We start from the raw sequence: 19,516 nt of genomic DNA, 5'->3' as shown, positions 1-19,516 counted from the left end.
AATTATTTTAACTAAAAAAAGCAGAGCCGACAACTGGCTCTAGCTTTCATTTCAATCTTCAAAATATTTATATAGATCACTTACTTTTAAATTTTGCTTTTCTTGTTCATTAATATCGGCTTTAACTTTCCCATCTTTTAAAACTAAAAGACGGTTCCCATACTTTAAAGCATCTTCCATGTGATGCGTAATCATTAAGGCAGTTAATTTATTTTCCTTAATCTGCTGATCAGTTACAGCCAATAAATTTTCACTTGTATGTGGGTCTAGTGCTGCCGTATGCTCGTCTAACAGCAAAATATCCGGCCTTTCAATCGTAGCCATTAAGAAACTTAGAGCCTGTCTTTGACCACCTGATAAACCTTCTACGAAAGTATTTAAGCGATTTTCTAGTCCATTGTTCATAACTGCAGCCAATTTTTTAAAACGTGGTAAGTTTTGCTTTAACTTTCTTATTTTCAAAAATCTTCTCTTACCTCTCTTAGTTGCTAACAAAAGATTTTCCGCCACTGTCATTCTAGGAGCAGTCCCCATCTTAGGATCTTGAAAAACGCGTCCAATAAATTGCGTCCGTTTTTCCTCACTCATTTTAGTAATGTCGTGTCCATTATGGAGAAGAAAACCACTATCCGGTCTCAAACTACCCGCAATAGTGTTCAACAGTGTAGATTTACCTGCCCCATTCGTTCCAATAATAGTAATAAAATCCCCAGCTTTAATTTTTAAATCAATTCCTTTTAAAATAGGAACTATTTCACCATCAGCTGTCTTTACAGTGGTTTTTACATCTTTTAGTTCTAAAATTGGCTTAGTCATGCTTCTTCACTCCTCTCTCTATTGGTTTTTTCAAATGTACAATTTTTTCTAATTGTGGCAGCATCATGCAAAGTGCCAAAACAATTGAAGAAATTAAGTTTAAATCATTAGCTGAAAAGCCTAGTTGTAAAACTGCTAATAAAATTAAGCGATAAATAATACTTCCTAGAGTAACTGCTACTAATCTTTGATTTAAGGTTAATTCGCCAAAAGCTACTTCACCAATAATAATTGAAGCTAAGGCAATGACAATCGTTCCAATCCCCATATTAATATCAGCATAGCCATTATTTTGTGCAATTAATGCTCCACATAAAGCAACAATTCCATTTGAAAGCATTAAACCAATAATTATCATTGAATCAGTATAGATTCCTAAAGACTTAGCCATTTTAGGATTATCTCCCGTAGCAATAAAAGCCTGGCCAAAATCCGTATTTAAAAAGAAAACCAAAATTCCTGTAATAATTACTACAACTATTACTCCTAAGACCACACTATTAAAATACTGAGGTAGAGATTTCAAAAACTCATTATTAAGCAGGGTTTTCTTACCAATTAATGAAATATTAGAACCGCCCATAATCCTTAAGTTAATCGAATAAATTGCAGTCATCGTCAAAATACCAGCAAGCAAAATCGGAATTTTTCCCTTTGTATATAATAAACCGGTCACTAATCCTGCGATCATTCCCGCAAGCAAAGCTAAAAAAGTAGCCAAATATGGTGACATCCCATGAGCAAGATTAGCAACAGCCACAGCTGCTCCTAAGGGAAAAGTTCCTTCGACTGTCATATCAGCGAAATTTAAGATTCTAAAAGTTAAATATAACCCTAAGCCTAATAATGCCCATAATAATCCTTGACCAATTGCAGATACGATCAAATTCATCTGTAAACAACCCCATTTCTTTGACACTCTTTTAGAAATCTTTGTGGCACTTGGAGATTCAATTCTTTTGCTTCTTTTAAGTTAACCACAGGTTCTCCTTTTTGAACTCTTTCTACTGGTAATGAGCTGACCCTTTTACCTTTTAAAATAGCAATCGTCATTTTTCCAGTCATCTGTCCTAGCTTGTACTGATTAACACTGTAAGTTGCTAAGCCCCCTTGCTTTACCATCGTTGCGGCCGCTGGGAAAATAGGTTTCTTAGCTGCATTGCCATTTTTAGCCAAGGTTTCCATTGCTCCAGCAATTGTGTTATCCGTAGGTACTATAGCCGCATCCACCTGCCTAAACATTTGCTCTGATACTTGATTAAGATCATTGCTATTTGCTATTGAAAATACTCTTAAATTTATTTTTCTTCTTTTACATTCCTGCTCGATTTCACGAAAGCCACTAACTGCGGAAGAATCACTTGAAGTATAAATTACCCCTAATGTTTTCAGATTAGGCATAAATTTTTTAATTAAATCTAATTGTTGCTTAATCGGAGCGGCATCGGATACACCAGTTACATTTGATTCTGGATGACGTTCATTTTTTACCAAACCACTTGCTTTCGGATTTGTTACTGCTCCTAAAACAATTGGTGTTTTACTAGTTGAATTTGCTAATGCTTGCGCAGCCGGCGTAGTGATCCCAACAAGGACTTTTGACTGCTCATCATTTAACTTAGTAGCCATAGTACGTAAATTGCTTTGATCATTATTTGCGTTTTGATAATCAATCTTGATATTTTTCCCATCTACATAACCTGCTGCTTTTAATTCAGCTTTAAAACCACGATATATTTCATCAAGAGCTGGGTGATGCATTAAAGTTAAAACACCGACCTGCGGTACTTTTCTCTCTGTTTCTTGTTTACGATTTTCAGTGAAAAAAGCCATTGCTAAAAAAGCTATTAAAATTGCAATTAATCCATACATTCTTTTCATAATTTTTCTCCACAAAAAATAGGAATCTGACTCCATGCAGATCCCTATCATTTTTTATTGTAAAAGAAAAGGTCTGCATGTTTCTTCCATGCAGACCACAATAAATACACAGCCAGCACAGATACAATCTGAATCTTTCAGGTTGTATCTTGCTAACAACCTGATTTACTGGCCTTGCCAACGATTATTCTTAATAAACTTAGCTTGTGTATTCATAATTAAGTACTCCTCAAAAAATTTATCTATATTGTAATTGGCTTATATTTTTCTGTCAATAGCTTTTATTTGATATAAATACGATTGAAAGTCACCGCTAATTTGCGCAGTGTCAGGATTTGAAGCATTAAATTGATATGGTTCACGTAATCCAAATTTTTGTAAAACTCTACCCGATACCAGTTGGTCAGAATTAATCTGATATTTTTGCTGATCATTTAAATGTTTAAGAGGGAGATATTGATCTAAAGTTTCATTAGGTCGAGCGAGTTTGCGATAAAATCCAACAATTTGTTTGTTAGAGTTACTTACACTCCAAGCATAAGTATTTTGTGAGGGATCAAATTTTAGTAGTTGATCAAAAGTTCCATTGACTAACAATTTACGATTTTCTTTATACCATCTAATCCAATTTTTAATTTGGTTCTTTTCTTCTGTTGATAACTTACCTAGGTCTAGCTCATATCCTAAAGGACCAAAGCAAGCAACATTTTGTCTAAATTTTAAACTTGTTATTCTTTTTACTTGATCATTAGGAACAGCAGAAACATGATTACTAAACGTAGATAAGGGGTAAGCAAGTAAGGTGCCTGACATAATATCTAACCTTTCTGCCGCATCACTGTCATCACTTGGCCAAATTTGTGGACTATAATATAGAATACCTAAGTCAAAGCGACCACCGCCACTAGCACATCCTTCTATTAACAGATCGGGAAAACTTGTTAATAATTTTGCGTATAACTTGTAAACGCCTTGAATATATCTGTGGAAAAACTCTCCCTGTGAATAACCCGACTTGTTCAAATATGGTGAATATGCTTCAGTAATATTTCGATTCATATCCCACTTAATATAGTCAACCTGGGCTGTTTCAATTACTTTTTCCATTTGTCTATAAATATTATCGACTACTTCTGGATTAGCAAAATCTAGGACATATTGGCTCCGTCCAACAGAAAAACGATTATAGGGGTGTCTAACGATCCAGTCGGGATGCATATTATAGAGTTCGGTGTCTGGTGAAACCATTTCTGGTTCAAACCATAATCCAAATTTCATCCCCATTTTATGCACCTGTGCACTAAAATGATCCAATCCTTGTGGAAACTTTCTTTTATCTACTGTCCAATTTCCTAATGAACTGTTATCACTATCTCGTTTACCAAACCATCCATCATCAAGAACAAAACACTCAATTCCTAGTTTATTAGCTTCTTTTGCAAGCTTTAACAATTTAGCTTCATTAAATTCAAAATAAGTAGCTTCCCAATTATTTATTACAATTGGTCTATCTCGCCGTTGCCATTTTTGATCAATGATGTGCTTTGTAACAAAATTATGCGTCTGTTTCATTAAACCGTTAAATCCATGCCTGCTATAAAACAAAACAGCTTCTGGTGTAGAAAATACTTGATTCCGACTTAATTTCCAAGTAAAGGTAGCTGGATTGATTCCAGTCATCAACCGACTTTGTCCCCACTCATCAACTTCTATTTGACTGATAAAATTACCGGAATAGATCAAATTGCTTGCATAAATATTTCCACCATCATTTGTCACATCCTTATCCACAAGTGCAATAAAAAGATTTTCTTGATGGCTTGATGCTCCTCTTAATGATTCAATTTTGGTAATTCCTTGTGTAAGAGGGCGCCTGATAATATGCCGCTCCTTGGTCCAAGCTCCAGATAATTGAAGAAAATCATAACTATCATTCGGCAAATCAAGAACTGTACTTTGCAAATTGGTAAGTTTAATCTCTTGCTGACCATGATTAATAATTGCTGCCTTACGCACTATTGCTGACAAGTTTTCAAAAATACTATATGAAAGTTGCAATTCTAATTGATGCTCAGTATCGATTAAGTAGACAATTAAATTTTCACTATCATTTCCATATGAAGTAGGAAAATCTAAGCTCCTCCTCTTACCTGTTGTAATCTCAAAATGATCATATTTAAACTCAGGATATAGATAAGCGTCTTCATTTTCAATACTTACAGCGCCCTCACGAAAATCGCTTGTACCATACGTTGGAAATTCCTGCATTCGATCAGCGAGTGTCAAATTTTTTATTTTTTTAGAAAATTTTACTGTTCCAGAAGCTTTATTTGGATGAAGCGACATATATTCCAAATCGTTCTTAGATAATTTACCTAAATCTTCACCATAATATAAGTGCTCTAATTGTTGATTAGGTAACAAATCAAATAAATAAGCAACTTCTTTATTATGTAGATAGAAATATTTATTATCAATTACATCAATCATTTGTTTCAACCTTACTAAGAGCTAACTTATTCAAATACTGCGTCTTTTCTGAGTAAACTAGCTCTCTTTTTTATTTGATTTGATGCTTCTCCACCAAGCTTTTAACGCTACTTTTGGCATTTGTTAATACATCTTTATCTTCAGGGCTATCTAAAACTTTAATAATGATTCTTGCAACTTCTCTTGCATCATCTTCTTTAAAGCCTCTACTAGTTATTGCTGGCGTTCCAATTCTCAATCCACTAGTGACAAACGGACTTCTAGTATCACCGGGAATTGATTCTTTGTTAGTTGTAATATTTACTGAGTCAAGCAAGTTCTGCGCATCTTTTCCTGTTACACCGGTTTTAGTAATATCAATAATCATCAAGTGATTATCAGTTCCGCCTGATACTACGCGAATATTTTCACTCTTTTTAAATTCGTCTGCCATTGCTTGGGCATTTTTAACCACTTGCTCAATATATGTAGAAAATTGTGGCTGCAAATCTTCATAAAAAGCTTGTGCCTTTGCAGCAATTACATGCTCTAACGGTCCACCCTGAGTACCTGGGAAAAGAGCAGAATCAATCTTTTTACCTAATTTCTTATTATTAGACAAAATCATCCCGCCCCGTGGTCCACGTAAAGTTTTATGAGTAGTAGTAGTAACTACATCTGCAACCGGAATTGGACTTGGGTGAGCCCCTGTAGCAACTAACCCAGCAATATGAGCCATATCAACCATTAAATAAGCACCAACTTCATCCGCAATTTCACGGAATTTTTGCCAGTCAATAATTCTACTATATGCTGATGCCCCAGCAATAATTAATTTGGGTTTATTTTCTAAGGCAATTTGTCTAATTTTTTCAAAATCTAATTCTTCAGTTTCTGGATTTAGGTCATAACTAACAGAATTAAAAATCTTTCCTGAGAAATTAACCTTTGAGCCATGAGTAAGGTGCCCACCAGCATCCATTCCCATCCCCAAAATTGTATCTCCTGGCTTTAATAAAGCATTATAAACTGTCATATTAGCTTGTGAACCAGAGTGTGGTTGAACATTTGCATATTCCGCATTAAATAATTTTTTAGCATAGTCAATCGCCAATTGTTCTACTTGATCAATATATTGACAACCACCGTAATATCTTTTACCCGGATATCCTTCTGCATATTTATTCGTTAACACAGATCCTTGTGCTTCTCTGACAGCATCGGAAACAATATTTTCTGATGCAATTAACTCTATTGTATCTTCTTGCCTTTTTTCTTCACTCTTAATTGCATCCCAAAGTGCTGGTGCTTTCTCTCCATAATTCATCGATTAATTCCTCCCATGCTTTCAGAAACTTTATGCTTTACCAAATTATACCTTATATTTGTTGTAAATTTAGCTTCAAGGTTTGCTTTATATTAGAAAGATCTTTTAAAATATAAATAAATACGTTAATAGAGAAGGAGCTTTTTTAATGAAACAAACCGAATGTACTACTATCTTAGTCGGAAAAGATGCAACTATTGATGGTTCAACAATGATCGCTCGTAGTGAAGATGGTGGTCGTACCATTATTCCTGAGAGATTCGACGTAGTAATGCCAAAAGATCAACCCAAGCACTACGAAAGCGTAATTAGCCATCAAAAGATTGATGACAAAGATCTTCTTCCTAATCCGCTCCGCTACACTAGTGCACCTGATGCATCTGGTGAAAATGGAATCTGGGCAGCTGCTGGTATCAACTCAGATAATATTGCTATGACTGCAACTGAAACAATTACTACTAACTCACGTATTCAAGGTATTGATCCATTACTTGAAGAAGGCGGCTTAGGTGAAGAAGATTTTGTTACCTTGACCCTTCCTTACATTCATTCTGCATATGAAGGTGTTGAACGTGTAGGTTATCTACTTGAAAAGTATGGTACTTACGAAATGAACGGTATGGCCTTTTCTGATAAGAATGAAATTTGGTATCTTGAAACTATTGGCGGACACCACTGGGCTGCTAGACGTATTCCAGATAACGCTTATGTTATTGCACCTAACCGTTTAAACATTGATGAATTTTATTTTGATGACGATGATTTTGCTTCATCAAAAGATCTTAAAGATTTAATTGAAGAATATCACTTAAATCCAGATCTCGAAGGCTACAATTTACGTCATATTTTTGGTTCATCAACAATCAAAGATGCTCACTACAATAATCCTCGTGCTTGGTATATCCACAATTACTTTGACCCTGATTTTGGCGGCGAGCCAAGTGATCAAGATCAACCCTTCATCTGTCACGCTAACCGTAAGATTAGCATTGAAGATATTAAATGGGCAGAAAGTTCTCACTACCAAGACACACCTTTTGACGCATATGGTGATCAAGGAAGTGCTGAACAAAAGAAGACATTCCGTCCAATTGGTATTAACAGAAACTTTGAAACTCATATCTTACAAATTAGAAATGATGTTCCAGAAAAAATTGCTGGTGTTCAATGGTTAGCATTTGGTCCAAATACTTTTAACAGCATGGTTCCTTTCTACACTAATATCACTACTACTCCAGCAAGCTTTCAAACTGGCCCTAAGTTTGATCTAAATAAGATCTTCTGGTTAAACAAGTTAACTGCTCAGCTAGGTGATACTAACTTCCGCGTTTATGGCGAATTAGAAGCTGACTTTGAACAAAAGAGTCTTGCTCAATGCCATAAAATTCAACATGAAACTGACAAAGAAGCCGAAAAATATTCTGGCGACGAACTTCAAGACAAGCTTAATGAAGCAAACCAAAAGATGGCTGATACGGTCTACAATAATACTGTTGAATTATTAGGAAACATGGTTAACGAAGGTCATGGTTTAATGACTTTGAAGTATGATTTACTTGATTAATTTGTAAAAATTCATTGATGTAAAAAGAACGTTGAGCATAAAACTCAACGTTCTTTTTACGGTCTAGAATATTATCTTATCCCAGATTTTATTATCAGAAAATATAAATTAAATATTTTTATAGAAATTAAAAATTGAAAAATTAATAAAAAATTATTAGTATTCTTTGCGTATATAATAATGTGAAAACCAAATCTAAAAAGATAAAGAGGAAACATAATATGCAAGGTACTTACGAATGTGTTAAAGTTATCGGAACATTTCATCGCTACGGTGTTCAACAAAGTGTTGATAGCAACGGAACATTCTATTATCGTCCTGTAGTATACATGAAAGATTGTAAAGATCTGAATAATATAGATTTAAAAATGCCAGACTATTTATTATTCAATTTAACTAAAGGATTTAAAAGCCTAGGAATATTAAATCCTGGAATAAAACTGAAAATAAACTGTCGTCGTTATTTAAAAGAAGAACGTAATGCTGGCTATGGTTATCCTACTAATATTGTCATTGCTAATGATCGACCAGATTTTCCCGATGATCCTAACGTTTTGACAGGAATGATCATGGTTAAAAATCAAGGTAACCCTGAAGCTGAAAAAGATCCTATTAATACAGATCTAATTCAAATATATAAGAACTGGCTAGCAAATAAGGAGTAGGATAGAAAAATAATGTACTTCTTAATTATTTTCTAGCCTTAGGCGGTCTAAGAGACCCACGCTTAATTGTAATTGGTAACTTTTTTAAGTTTTCATAAACAACTTCAAGTTCTGCCATTACTTCATTTTCATTTAGCCCCTTTTCTTCAATAACTTCAGTAGCAGCCTTGGCGTAGTTGCGCTTAAAACTTAAATTTATTTCATTCCAATTAACTGCTTTAAAATTATCAGCTAGTTTTTGATTAAACGGTAATTTTCCCTGCAGCATTAAAACCGCAATCACGGGATAGCCAGCATATCCTTGCCAGTAAGTCGCGTTATCATTTGAATGATATACATCGTTCTCCCAACTTACTGTGTAAGTTTTAGCTCCATTAGATGATGTTACTTTTGCCTCATTCTCTGTTAAATTCACATGATTATCCACAATTGCAGTATAAGCTTCTAAAATTTTTTGAATTGGTGGTAATTTTTTCATTAACTTATCCTCCTGCTTTTGGTTTGAATTTACTTCATTTAATGAATATAAGATAATTAACCTAACTATTATCTTAGGAGTTTTTTATGAAAAATATTAGTAAAAAGTTTGGCTTAATTTCTCTACTATTTTCTTTAGCAATGATCCTTTCCGCTTGTAGTATTATCATTTCGAATCATGATGATACTAAGCCAGAAATCAAAACTACAATCAGTAATCAAGGATTCAATAAACTAGAAATTTCTGTTGCTCTCGCTGATATTTCTGTCAAATATGGCGATAAATATCAGGTTGAATATGAAGGGCCTAAGAATTTGAAGCCAACTGTTAGCAGAAAAAACGGTATTTTAACTATTAAACAATCAGCTACTGGTATCCATCATGTTAACGGCGACCCAGCTATTACAATCACAGTTCCCAAACAACTATTAAAGAATCTGACCTTATCAACTAACGACGGAGACATCGAAGTTGAAAATATTGCTACAACAAGTCCAATTTCACTTGAGACAAATGATGGTGATATTAACATTAACAACCTAAAAGCTCCAAGTGGAAAAATTGATACAAACGATGGTGATATCACCATTAACAAATTAAGTAACCAAAATAACTTTAAGGTAAATACAGACGACGGAGATATTAAGATAACTCAGTCTAGTTTTACTGGCTATAAACTGAATGTAAGTGATGGAGATATTAACATTAAGGGCCGCTCTTCTAATGACTTCTTTGTTGAAAATCAAAATAGCTCTAATGTATTAACAGCTTCTAGCCAAGACGGAGATATTAAAATTAAATAGTGAGTAAAAAAGACAGGTTTTATAAAGCCTGTCTTTTTCTATCTTTCTCTAGCTAAATATAATTTATTGCTCCTGGGAAACTCTATTTTCTGCAATCTTTTTACTCTTTTCAAAACTTCTGCTTCAGTCAAATCATCCCAAACGATTTTACGATAGCCATCTTCAACAATTCTAAAATTATCCCCATTCTTTTCCACAAGAACGCTGCGATCCTTTTTATAAGTTAAAAATTTAAGTTTGTTACCATTACTCATCTTTCGCAATTCAATTCGTAAAAGTTTCAATAAATTTTTATTATCTATCATTTTCTATTCCTAATAAAAAAGACAGGTTAACATCCTGTCTCTTAATTATATATAAATTCTCTCTAAAACATATGTGCCAAGATTGGTAATAGCCAGATCCAGAAAATACAGCTTACTGCAAAGAATACAGTTGAAACTGCGACTGAACTTGCACCTTCCTTGACATAAATGTTGTAGCGGCTGGAAATAATAATTCCAGAAAATGCTGGTGGCAATCCGGTTGCCAAACAAAGCATTGAAATCTTGGTAGGATCTGATCCCATACCGCAAAGATATGCTGCTGCAACAATCACTGCCGGTGTTAAGAATAGTCTAAAGAAAGTATTCCAAATAACTTCTTTGTCAATTGAAAATTTAACTGTAGATAAGGCAAGACCAGCTGCTAAAACAGCAACACCCGCGTTAGCCTTAGCAATTAAATCAAAAGTTGGGGCCCAAGAAGTTGGGATTCTAATACCAATCAAAACTAAAATTACCGCAATTAATGGAGCTGCCGCAACTGGTTGCTTAATAGCATTAATTACAGACTTCAAAGTTGGGTTCATCGGCTTATGAGGCTCATCAGCATGATCAGCAATTTCTGCTCGAGCTAAATCAATTTCACGCTCAATCCCCTTTTCTTTCAAAGCCTTAGCTTCCGCATCAGTAACTGGAACACCATCGGGAATAGTTACTACGACCTTCTTCTTAGTCTTATTTAAGCCCTTTCCCTTTATGTCTTCTACTTCAACTTTAGTTCCCTTATTATTTGGATTTGCTTTAGCTTTCTTCTTAGTTAAGGTTTGACCTTTGTTAATTAAAGCTAATCCCAATGGAATGGTAATAGCATTAACCACAATCGATACAATTCCAATAACTAAGTTAGTTGTTGCATTATTTCCATAAATAGGATCTAATACAGCAAAACCAAGGAAACCAATTGTTGGGGAACCTGCAATTAAAGCACAAACAGCTGCTTGTTGCGTAGTTCTGTGGAACAACAATTTATCTAAGTAGTAGCTCAACATAAATAGACCTACTACACCAACAATAGAAATTAACGTTAATACGATATCTTGCGCAAACATTTTTCTGGTAGCTTTAACAATTGAAATGAATAAAGCTGCTGGTAATGCGATATCAAGAACTAATTTATTTAATCCTTGTCTCTGATCATTATCGAAAAAGTAAAACTTTCCGCAGAGATAACCTAGTAACATAATCACCAAAATTGGGATTATGTCATTGATTAAGATACTAATCATCTCTATACCTCGCTCATAATCTGACCAGTTTATTCCCGATGAAAACTTTCTTCATCACAAACTAAATATAGACTTTATCAAAATATAAGCAAGTGGAACGATTTCATAATTCTGACAAAATCGTTATTTTAAATTCACTGTATATCAGAAGCAATATATAAGAAACAGTTAATAGAAGATAACTATTATATATTCATACTTAGAAAGCGCTTTTTATATTGAAATAAAAGTTTTTTTATAGTTTTTTTCTTGCTAACAAATTCAAAAAAAGTTATAAATTAGTTGTACGCAATCCCATTTTGGAATAGCGCTTTTATATAAAATAGTAATTATCATTACCATGGAGGTTACGTTATGGTAGATGACTCTTTAAATAGAACTGGTGCCAGTTTATTAATTGACGCTTTACAAAAAAATGGTATTAACAACTTATACGGAGTTGTAGGTATTCCGATTACTGATTTAGCTAGATTAGCTGAATTAAGAGGAATGAAGTATTATGGCTTTCGTCGTGAAGACTCAGCCGTAGACGCTGCCGCAGCTGCCGGATTTTTAACTAAAAAACCTGGTGTAGCAATGACTGTTTCCGCACCAGGTTTTTTGAATGGATTAACTGCTTTAGCACAAGCTACTAAAAACTGTTTTCCATTAATTATGATTTCTGGTTCTTCAGAACGTCATATTATCGACTTAGCTCAAGGTGACTACGAAGGTTTAGATCAATATAATGTTGCTAAGCCTTTCTGTAAGAAAGCTTACCGTGTTGATCGAGCACAAGATGTTGGTCTAGCAGTTGCACGTGCTATTCGTACTGCTGTATCTGGTAGACCAGGTGGTGTTTACCTTGATTTACCAGCTGACACTATTGCCCAACTTAATGATGACCTGGGTGAAAAGAACATGGGTGTTTACAAGTTAGTTGATCCAGCTCCACTTCAAGAACCAAGTGACGATGCAATTAACCGCGCAGTTAACATCATTAAACAAGCTAAAAAGCCTTTGATCATTCTTGGTAAAGGTGCTGCTTATGACAGAACTGAAAAGCAAGTTCAAGAATTGATTAACAAGACTGATATTCCATTCTTACCAATGTCAATGGCTAAAGGTCTTGTTCCAGATGACGACAAACACTCTGCTGCCGCTGCTCGCTCATTATCATTAAAGAATGCAGACGTAGTAATTCTAATTGGCGCAAGATTAAACTGGATGCTTTCATATGGTGATGCACCACAATTTAACCCAGATGCTAAGTTTATCCAATTAGATATTGATGCAACCCAATTTGATTCTGCACAAAAGATTTCTGCACCACTTCAAGGTGACTTAACCTCTATTTTAAATAAATTAGTTCCAGCTCTTACTGCAACTGGCTACAAGGTGCCTTCTGACTGGCTTGATGCAATTGCTCAAGATACTGCTAAGAATGACGCTAAGTTCGCTAAAAGAATTAAAGCTGGGGAAACTAACCCAGAATTTGGATATTATGGCGCTATCGAACCTATTAATGATTACTTCCAAGAACATCCAGACACCTACCTTGTAAGTGAAGGTGCTAATACCCTTGATATTGGTCGTGACATGATTGGTATGAAACTTCCTCGCCACAGACTTGATACTGGTACTTGGGGCGTCATGGGTGTTGGCATGGGGTATGCCATCGCTACTGCTGTCGAAACTGGTAAGCATGTTGTTGCCTTAGATGGGGACAGTGCATTTGGTTTTGACGGTATGGATGTTGAAACAATGTGCCGTTACAATTTACCAATTACTGTTGTCGTTATTAACAATGGTGGTATTTATAATGGTGTTGATAATGTTGTTCCAGATCAATTGGGTCCAACTACACTTGATCCAACTGGTCGCTATGACCTAATTGCTAAAGCCTTCGGCGGTGATAATTACTACGTAACTAACTATCAAGAAATGAAAGATACTTTTGCTACAGCTGTTGACTCAGGCCGCCCAAGTATTATCAACGTTCAAATTGATCCTTCAATGGGCAAAGAATCAGGCCACATTGGTAATTTAAACCCAGAATTAAACTTAAAGCCTCTTGAAGAAGCTGAACAAAAGAAAATTGATGAGGAGTAATTAAGATGAGTGAAAACGAAAAAAACGAACAAAATGAATATGCTCCATTAAAAGGTATTAAAATTGTTGACTGGACTCAAGTCCAATCAGGTCCATCATGTACTCAACTTTTAGCTTGGCTCGGTGCTGATGTTATTAAAATTGAACGTACTAATACCGGTGACCCAACTAGAAATGAATTGCTTGATATTAAAGATTCATGGAGTCTTTACTACTTACAATTAAATGCCAACAAGAGATCTTTAACTTTGGATATTAAGACTCCTGAAGGTAAAAAGATTATGTACGATTTAGCCAAAAAAGCTGATGTCTTTGTTGAAAATATTGCACCAGGTTCAGCTGATCGTAACGGCTTTGGTTGGGAAAAGCTTCACTCCATCAATCCTAGATTAATTTATGCTTCATTAAAGGGATTTAACGAAGGATCACGTTTTGAAAATGTTAAAGCCTTTGAACCAGTTGCTCAAGCTGCTGGTGGTTCTGCATCTGCAACAGGTTGGAACAAAGGTGCAAACAATGTTCCTACTCAATCTGCAGCTGCTCTAGGTGATTCAAATACTGGTATGCACTTAGCTATCGGTATTTTAGCTGCTTTATTACAACGTGAGCACACAGGTGAAGGTACTTTTGTTTATCAATCAATGCAAGATGCTGTTCTTAACCTTTGCCGTATTAAGTTACGTGACCAACTTATGCTTGATAACTTGGGTGCTTTACCTCACTATGCAGTTTACCCTGACTGGAAGTGGGGCAAGGCAATTCCGCGTGCTGAGAACACTGAAGGTGGACAAGTTATCGGTTGGACTTACAAGGCTAAGGGTTGGGAAACTGATCCTAATGCATATGTATACATCGTTATTCAAAACGAAAATAAGAAATGGGATAAGATGTGTGAAGCCATGGGTCACCCAGAATGGGAAAAAGATCCAAGATTTGTCGACTGGCAACACCGTCAATTACACAAAGAAGAATTATACCCATTAATTGAAGCCTACACTAAGCAATACGATAAATATACTCTAACTAAAGAGCTCGGTGCTGCTGGCGTTCCAGTTGGACCAGTTCTAGACTGGCACGAACTTGAAAACGATCCAGATCTAAATAGCGATGGTACAATCGTTACTATCGACCAAGGTGGTAATCGTGGTAAGTTCAAGACTATTGGTTTACCATTCAGTCTTTCAAACTACAAACCAGCTTATGACAGAGCACCTGACCTTGGTGAAAACAACAAGGAAATTTTAACTGAACTTGGTTATGATGCAGATCAAATCGAAGATTTAGTTAACAAGGGCGTTATTTCTAAAGCCAAAGGTCCAAAGAATCCTCGTGTTCACGTTATCATTGATGGAAAAGAACACTAATTAAGATTAATAAATTTAAGTATATACACTAAAAGGCGGCTAGGATTAATTTCTAACTGCCTTTTAGCGTAATAATTTTTTTAATTATTAATAAAGTTTAACTAATTTAATAATTGATTAAAACTATAACTTAATCACTATACTTTCTCTTAAAATGTGGCTATAATATCATTCAGATATAAATAAAAGAGGTGGATATTTTAGTCATGAAGGATAATTACACAATTGACCATGATATGTATCTTATGAATCATAAAAATGGCGATGTTCTGAAGGTAACTGTTGATAATAAAGATAAGTCATTAAAGAATTTGCAGCTTTATCGTCAAGATGGCCTTGGAAATTACTACTATGACAAAAACTCACAGTTAAAGCATCAAGATAATTTAGCCACTAAAAAAGACATTGTTAAGGCAAGTAAAGAAATTGGTGCACATAATACCCACCATATCGACAAGTGGCATCACAAAGTTACGCCAGTATATAATGCTGAACACAAGATTACTGACTTTGAGCCCAAACTTGCTTTAGAGCATCATGCTAAGATTAAGAACGCTAAAAGATATTTGCGTCATTTGAATCATCATCATGCAGATTTTTTATTCTTAGCTAATAAAGGTTTGTTAAGACAACCTTTAAATTATCTCAAAGATGCGATTTATACTGACCGTAATAAAGAAATGGTCATTGCACATAAGGTACATAAGATCGCTAAATAATGAAAAGACCAGTGAACACTTCAAGTCACTGGTCTTTTTGCTAGGCTTAGAATTGATATATATTAAACAAAAGAGGATGTATTTCATGCAAACTATTTCTTACTACAATTCACCTATTGGAAAAATATTGCTCGCTAGTGACGAGCAAGGTCTAGTTGGTCTATGGCTAGATACTGATCGTTACTATGGAGATATTCTTGCAAAAAACTATTCCGAAGGAGAAAACAAATATCTATCTTCTGCTAAAAAATGGTTAAATATTTTTTTTCAAGGAAAAGAGCCTAATTTTATTCCTCAATTGCACCTTACTGGTACTGATTTCCAGAAAAGAGTTTGGCAAGCATTGTTAAAAATCCCTTATGGGACAACTACTACTTATAAAGATACCGCTATGAAAGCTGCACAAGATAAAAAACATTTACCTATTAGAGCAACTGGTGGGGCTGTTGGTCGAAATCATATCTGCATTATTGTTCCTTGCCACCGTGTTGTCGGCGTTAACCACAATTTAACCGGTTATGGTGGTGGTATTGATAAAAAGATTAAACTACTTCAACTTGAAGGAGTAGACATAAGCCAGTTTAAAAAGCCTTAATAAAAATAAACTTGTATATAATTTTACTGAGTTTCCATTTTTATCATTCTTTTCAACTTAGCAAAGTTTAGACTATAATTTTAAGTAATCACTATTTAAGGTAATTACTTATGAAAAAATACTCTATAATTCAAAAATTTAACGCACTTGTTCAAATACAGACAATTATCATTTCAGCCTTGCCATATATTATTGGCTCATTAATGGCTAGTTACTATTATCACCATTTCAATTTATCTTATTGTCTTTGGCTTTTTCTAGCCGTAATTTCTTTTCATTTAGCCGTTAATGGTCATAATCAATATACTGATTATCTTCGCTATAAGAAAAATCATGTTACTAGTTACAATAATATTTTAGAAAAATTCAACATCTCCCGAAAATGGGCTAGAAATGTAATTATTCTATTAACCCTTGTTTCCGCGACTATTGGCATCATACTTAGTTTTAAAGTCGGTTGGATAATTCTCTTAATCGGTTTCTTTAGCTACTTAATTGGTTATTGCTACTCAGGCGGTCCTTACCCAATTCTGAAAACTCCTTTTGGCGAACCCGCCTCTGGAATTACAATGGGCTATAACATCACTCTTTTAGGTATCTACGTCAATATTTACAACATCCATCCCTTTGATAGTTTTTTCTGGGCTAAAGCAATCATTGTTGCCTGCCCTGCGATCTTTGTTATTGCCAACGTAATGCTAGCCAACAATATTTGTGACGTAGAAGAAGACGTTAAAATTGGTCGTAAAACTCTCCCATTTTATATTGGTCGTAAGAATGCTTTGATTGTTCTATGCATATATTACGTTTTAGCATATATTTTTTTAATTCTAAGCGTTGTCTTGCACTATCTACCTACCCTTGCTTTAGGCGGTTTACTCACCATTCCACTAGTCTATCGTTCAACTAGAACCTTTGTTAAGGATCCTCATAAAGAAACTACGTTTAAAGGAATTTTAACGAATGTTTTGTTAGTACTAGTCAGTGAAATCATCTTCTCGCTTATAGGATTAGTATGGTAATAATTAATCTAAGCATAGTAAAAAGCTCGCAATTAATTGCGAGCTTTTTGGCATTAATTATAAAATATAGTTTTGATTTAGAACCATTTGGTTATATATAAAACTGAATTTGTTTTGCATTAAAGTATTTCAACCAGCTTTCACAAATCAAATCGTATTGCGCCGTAATAACATCAATCAATTTATTAATATCATGACTGCTAAGATTACTTCCGTTACTAGCCAGCACACATCCTCCAGATTTAGTAAGCCAAACTTTGTTGCATGAGCGTTTGGTCTTCCTTTAGATACGTGAACATGAATAGGTTCATCATTCTCATTTGACTAAAAATATATATGATATCCTAAAGTACTAAAAATATTAGGCATTATCTATTCCACCTAATCTAGCATATTTATAAATTACAGCAGCATTTTTATGTGCAAATTGAACAAAGAACTTTATTTGTTCATTACTAAAGCCGTCATTATATAACCACTTATAACTTGGCAACTCAATTCTTGCTTCCCTAAATCCGTCATCATAAGGCTGTTCAAAATTAATCAAAACGGAGTTATTTTCTAAAATTTCCGAATGTGTAATAATCGTTTCATCTGGCAATTCAATGTATGGATATAACATTCTCTCACCTTTTCTCATCAGTAAAATCATTATCTTCTCCTTTCTATTTTACCTATCTATATCTAAATTGCGCAAAGCTATTACCTCTTAATTCTCTGGACAAACAATAACTAACTTAGATTTAAGCATCTCAGTCAATTCTTCTGATTGCTCATTTAGAAATGAAATAGTGTATTTTTCTCTTCCATTTTTCCATGGATCTACTGGAGTTAACAAAATAAAATAAGTTCTACAAAGCAATAATTCATTTCTCATAAAACGATAGACTTCATCTTTCAACATATTTTGAAGATAGTTTAAACCACTCGGCCAAGTTTCTTTATCAGCTACAAGCAGTCCAATCATTATAGTTTCTCCATCAGCAGTTTTAGCAAAAATATTTCGATTATCCTTATCTTCGGGAAAACGAAATCCGGCTGATACAACATGTTCTTCAGGAAGAATTTCTTGCATCAATTTTAGTAATACATTCTCTTCACGAATCTTCTTACCAAACTCAACTTCATTGTACATTTTTGGATCAGCAAATAATTTTTTAATATATTCCATGATTTTTCCTCTTCTACTAAAAAATTTATTTCTAATCCTTATTACGCAAAAAACTCCCAATTTTTGTTGGGAGTTTTAATATTTTATTTAAATTTTTATTGCGAGCTTTTTATCTTGTTCGTCTTCTTTTACAAACAAACTTTCGCTATAATTATCTTCACAGCAAGTTTTATGAGCGGCGGTTGTTTTTCCTCCCGGAGGTGAGGCCTATGGTCAACACACTGCAGAAAGGGTTCAACCATGTCGGTTTACGAAAGCATTTCTTTAATGCTTTTATTTGGTACGTTTGTGTTAGCTTTGCTAACTTATATCGACCACCACAAAAAATAAAAACGCCGCTCAATGTATAACTTTGGCCAGTTATTGAGTAGCGTTCATCGCAAAAATTAACGTTTAAAACCACCGCTCTTAAAGCGGGCTGCAAAGGAGATCCGAAGATCTCCTTTTTCTTTATTTTGATTATAGCATATTTTTACTAATGGATCATAGATCATACATTTCCCCATTATGGAATAATCGCAGCACTTCTAAGTCATAAATTGGGACAAAGACAGCTTTATACAAATTGATCATGCTGCTTAAACTATAAACAACTTACCTATTGATCCTTACACTATTTTTCTGCAAAAATATTGCTACTTTTTGCATCATTTCTTCTGAATCTGCACTCGTAGTTACACTTAGCATTAACGCGATGCCTTGAGATTTTGAGACTTTTAAACTATATCCATTTAATTTTAAAAATAATTTCGTTACCACATATGCTGTTCTCTTATTTCCATCCGTAAAAATATGTTTTTTAGTACTTTTTTGCAAAACAAAGGCAGCTTTTAACCATAAACTTGGATATAATTCATGTCCAAAAAGAACCATTTGTGGCTGTTCAATAATTACACTTAATCCTTCGGGGTATTGAATAACTTCTTGCTTTTCGCCGGTAAATTCTAGAACTCTTTTGTTAACATATATCAAATCGCTAGCAGATAAATATCTATATTCCAT

At 34.4% G+C, this 19,516-nt stretch carries 20 protein-coding genes; 9 read left to right on the top strand and 11 right to left on the bottom strand.

The features are described from left to right. Window positions 1–51 precede the first annotated feature (51 nt). The 5 genes from LpgJCM5343_RS01285 to glyA all read right to left on the bottom strand — a co-directional run bounded on the left by LpgJCM5343_RS01285 (window position 52) and on the right by glyA (window position 6,493). Complete coding sequence (locus tag LpgJCM5343_RS01285) at window positions 52–816, bottom strand: ABC transporter ATP-binding protein (RefSeq protein WP_003649488.1); 765 nt, start codon at window positions 814–816, stop codon at window positions 52–54. Then, entirely contained in the window at window positions 809–1,708 is a 900-nt protein-coding gene (locus LpgJCM5343_RS01280; RefSeq protein WP_077959393.1) for an ABC transporter permease, read from the bottom strand. The genes LpgJCM5343_RS01285 and LpgJCM5343_RS01280 overlap by 8 nt, the downstream gene beginning before the upstream one ends. Then, window positions 1,705–2,697 (bottom strand): tryptophan ABC transporter substrate-binding protein, encoded by a 993-nt coding sequence (trpX, locus tag LpgJCM5343_RS01275; RefSeq protein WP_101890951.1) that lies wholly within the window; start codon window positions 2,695–2,697, stop codon window positions 1,705–1,707. The genes LpgJCM5343_RS01280 and trpX overlap by 4 nt, the downstream gene beginning before the upstream one ends. A 258-nt stretch (window positions 2,698–2,955) precedes the next feature. After that, window positions 2,956–5,187, bottom strand: coding sequence for an alpha-galactosidase (locus tag LpgJCM5343_RS01270; protein WP_101890950.1), 2,232 nt, complete (start codon window positions 5,185–5,187; stop codon window positions 2,956–2,958). A 70-nt stretch (window positions 5,188–5,257) separates the two neighbouring features. Beyond that, complete coding sequence (gene glyA, locus LpgJCM5343_RS01265) at window positions 5,258–6,493, bottom strand: serine hydroxymethyltransferase (protein ID WP_077959390.1); 1,236 nt, start codon at window positions 6,491–6,493, stop codon at window positions 5,258–5,260. Between the two features lie 148 nt (window positions 6,494–6,641). Here glyA and LpgJCM5343_RS01260 point away from each other — a divergent pair, with 148 nt between their 5' ends. Both LpgJCM5343_RS01260 and LpgJCM5343_RS01255 read left to right on the top strand, forming a co-directional pair. Then, window positions 6,642–8,057, top strand: a complete 1,416-nt coding sequence (locus LpgJCM5343_RS01260; RefSeq protein WP_020807240.1) for a C69 family dipeptidase — start codon at window positions 6,642–6,644, stop codon at window positions 8,055–8,057. Window positions 8,058–8,278: 221 nt separating this feature from the next. Further along, complete coding sequence (locus tag LpgJCM5343_RS01255) at window positions 8,279–8,722, top strand: hypothetical protein (RefSeq protein ID WP_174705293.1); 444 nt, start codon at window positions 8,279–8,281, stop codon at window positions 8,720–8,722. Window positions 8,723–8,747: 25 nt separating this feature from the next. On the opposite strand, the gene LpgJCM5343_RS01250 is transcribed toward LpgJCM5343_RS01255, so the two are convergent. After that, the gene (locus LpgJCM5343_RS01250; RefSeq protein WP_003649495.1) at window positions 8,748–9,200 is read right to left on the bottom strand and encodes a hypothetical protein; all 453 of its coding nucleotides are present in this window, start codon (window positions 9,198–9,200) and stop codon (window positions 8,748–8,750) included. Window positions 9,201–9,286: 86 nt separating this feature from the next. On the opposite strand from LpgJCM5343_RS01250, the gene LpgJCM5343_RS01245 reads away from it, so the two are divergent. Then, window positions 9,287–10,003, top strand: a complete 717-nt coding sequence (locus LpgJCM5343_RS01245; protein WP_101890949.1) for a DUF4097 family beta strand repeat-containing protein — start codon at window positions 9,287–9,289, stop codon at window positions 10,001–10,003. A 38-nt stretch (window positions 10,004–10,041) separates the two neighbouring features. Here the strand turns inward: LpgJCM5343_RS01245 and LpgJCM5343_RS01240 are convergent, their stop codons facing one another. Then, entirely contained in the window at window positions 10,042–10,308 is a 267-nt protein-coding gene (locus tag LpgJCM5343_RS01240; RefSeq protein ID WP_020806546.1) for a hypothetical protein, read from the bottom strand. 62 nt (window positions 10,309–10,370) lie between these two features. Further along, complete coding sequence (locus LpgJCM5343_RS01235) at window positions 10,371–11,552, bottom strand: AEC family transporter (RefSeq protein WP_020806547.1); 1,182 nt, start codon at window positions 11,550–11,552, stop codon at window positions 10,371–10,373. Window positions 11,553–11,906: 354 nt separating this feature from the next. On the opposite strand from LpgJCM5343_RS01235, the gene oxc reads away from it, so the two are divergent. From oxc to LpgJCM5343_RS01210, 5 genes are all read left to right on the top strand, one after another. Then, window positions 11,907–13,643 (top strand): oxalyl-CoA decarboxylase, encoded by a 1,737-nt coding sequence (oxc, locus tag LpgJCM5343_RS01230; RefSeq protein WP_049161324.1) that lies wholly within the window; start codon window positions 11,907–11,909, stop codon window positions 13,641–13,643. 5 nt (window positions 13,644–13,648) lie between these two features. Further along, window positions 13,649–15,007, top strand: coding sequence for a formyl-CoA transferase (gene frc / locus LpgJCM5343_RS01225; RefSeq protein ID WP_048686257.1), 1,359 nt, complete (start codon window positions 13,649–13,651; stop codon window positions 15,005–15,007). Between the two features lie 206 nt (window positions 15,008–15,213). Beyond that, the gene (locus LpgJCM5343_RS01220) at window positions 15,214–15,726 is read left to right on the top strand and encodes a hypothetical protein (RefSeq protein WP_003649502.1); all 513 of its coding nucleotides are present in this window, start codon (window positions 15,214–15,216) and stop codon (window positions 15,724–15,726) included. Between the two features lie 85 nt (window positions 15,727–15,811). Next, entirely contained in the window at window positions 15,812–16,321 is a 510-nt protein-coding gene (locus tag LpgJCM5343_RS01215) for a methylated-DNA--[protein]-cysteine S-methyltransferase (protein WP_101890947.1), read from the top strand. Between the two features lie 110 nt (window positions 16,322–16,431). Continuing rightward, entirely contained in the window at window positions 16,432–17,343 is a 912-nt protein-coding gene (locus LpgJCM5343_RS01210) for a prenyltransferase (protein ID WP_077959387.1), read from the top strand. 361 nt (window positions 17,344–17,704) lie between these two features. Here the strand turns inward: LpgJCM5343_RS01210 and LpgJCM5343_RS01200 are convergent, their stop codons facing one another. Both LpgJCM5343_RS01200 and LpgJCM5343_RS01195 read right to left on the bottom strand, forming a co-directional pair. Next, window positions 17,705–17,995, bottom strand: coding sequence for a hypothetical protein (locus tag LpgJCM5343_RS01200; RefSeq protein ID WP_003649506.1), 291 nt, complete (start codon window positions 17,993–17,995; stop codon window positions 17,705–17,707). A 57-nt stretch (window positions 17,996–18,052) separates the two neighbouring features. After that, window positions 18,053–18,514, bottom strand: a complete 462-nt coding sequence (locus LpgJCM5343_RS01195) for a hypothetical protein (RefSeq protein WP_101890946.1) — start codon at window positions 18,512–18,514, stop codon at window positions 18,053–18,055. Between the two features lie 240 nt (window positions 18,515–18,754). Here LpgJCM5343_RS01195 and LpgJCM5343_RS01190 point away from each other — a divergent pair, with 240 nt between their 5' ends. Continuing rightward, window positions 18,755–18,844, top strand: coding sequence for a putative holin-like toxin (locus LpgJCM5343_RS01190; RefSeq protein ID WP_077410116.1), 90 nt, complete (start codon window positions 18,755–18,757; stop codon window positions 18,842–18,844). A 264-nt stretch (window positions 18,845–19,108) separates the two neighbouring features. On the opposite strand, the gene LpgJCM5343_RS01185 is transcribed toward LpgJCM5343_RS01190, so the two are convergent. Then, window positions 19,109–19,516 carry a type II toxin-antitoxin system death-on-curing family toxin gene (locus LpgJCM5343_RS01185; RefSeq protein ID WP_101890945.1) on the bottom strand — a complete coding sequence of 136 codons (408 nt, stop codon included), beginning with the start codon at window positions 19,514–19,516 and terminating at the stop codon, window positions 19,109–19,111.

Origin of the sequence: Lactobacillus paragasseri (genome assembly GCF_003584685.1) — a bacterium.
Classification (GTDB): domain Bacteria; phylum Bacillota; class Bacilli; order Lactobacillales; family Lactobacillaceae; genus Lactobacillus; species Lactobacillus paragasseri.
The sequence above is the reverse complement of the archived record's forward strand: the minus strand, read 5'-3'. Positions and strand labels throughout refer to the sequence as shown.

Coding starts and splice junctions, on each gene's coding strand:
- glyA (WP_077959390.1), bottom strand. CDS start 6,493: ATGAATTATGGAGAGAAAGCACCAGCACTTTGGGATGCAATTAAGAGT.
- LpgJCM5343_RS01260 (WP_020807240.1), top strand. CDS start 6,642: ATGAAACAAACCGAATGTACTACTATCTTAGTCGGAAAAGATGCAACT.
- LpgJCM5343_RS01200 (WP_003649506.1), bottom strand. CDS start 17,995: ATGATTTTACTGATGAGAAAAGGTGAGAGAATGTTATATCCATACATT.
- LpgJCM5343_RS01195 (WP_101890946.1), bottom strand. CDS start 18,514: ATGGAATATATTAAAAAATTATTTGCTGATCCAAAAATGTACAATGAA.
- LpgJCM5343_RS01235 (WP_020806547.1), bottom strand. CDS start 11,552: ATGATTAGTATCTTAATCAATGACATAATCCCAATTTTGGTGATTATG.
- frc (WP_048686257.1), top strand. CDS start 13,649: ATGAGTGAAAACGAAAAAAACGAACAAAATGAATATGCTCCATTAAAA.
- LpgJCM5343_RS01245 (WP_101890949.1), top strand. CDS start 9,287: ATGAAAAATATTAGTAAAAAGTTTGGCTTAATTTCTCTACTATTTTCT.
- LpgJCM5343_RS01185 (WP_101890945.1), bottom strand. CDS start 19,516: ATGGAATATAGATATTTATCTGCTAGCGATTTGATATATGTTAACAAA.
- oxc (WP_049161324.1), top strand. CDS start 11,907: ATGGTAGATGACTCTTTAAATAGAACTGGTGCCAGTTTATTAATTGAC.
- LpgJCM5343_RS01190 (WP_077410116.1), top strand. CDS start 18,755: ATGTCGGTTTACGAAAGCATTTCTTTAATGCTTTTATTTGGTACGTTT.
- LpgJCM5343_RS01270 (WP_101890950.1), bottom strand. CDS start 5,187: ATGATTGATGTAATTGATAATAAATATTTCTATCTACATAATAAAGAA.
- LpgJCM5343_RS01255 (WP_174705293.1), top strand. CDS start 8,279: ATGCAAGGTACTTACGAATGTGTTAAAGTTATCGGAACATTTCATCGC.
- LpgJCM5343_RS01285 (WP_003649488.1), bottom strand. CDS start 816: ATGACTAAGCCAATTTTAGAACTAAAAGATGTAAAAACCACTGTAAAG.
- LpgJCM5343_RS01210 (WP_077959387.1), top strand. CDS start 16,432: ATGAAAAAATACTCTATAATTCAAAAATTTAACGCACTTGTTCAAATA.
- trpX (WP_101890951.1), bottom strand. CDS start 2,697: ATGAAAAGAATGTATGGATTAATTGCAATTTTAATAGCTTTTTTAGCA.
- LpgJCM5343_RS01220 (WP_003649502.1), top strand. CDS start 15,214: ATGAAGGATAATTACACAATTGACCATGATATGTATCTTATGAATCAT.
- LpgJCM5343_RS01280 (WP_077959393.1), bottom strand. CDS start 1,708: ATGAATTTGATCGTATCTGCAATTGGTCAAGGATTATTATGGGCATTA.
- LpgJCM5343_RS01240 (WP_020806546.1), bottom strand. CDS start 10,308: ATGATAGATAATAAAAATTTATTGAAACTTTTACGAATTGAATTGCGA.
- LpgJCM5343_RS01215 (WP_101890947.1), top strand. CDS start 15,812: ATGCAAACTATTTCTTACTACAATTCACCTATTGGAAAAATATTGCTC.
- LpgJCM5343_RS01250 (WP_003649495.1), bottom strand. CDS start 9,200: ATGAAAAAATTACCACCAATTCAAAAAATTTTAGAAGCTTATACTGCA.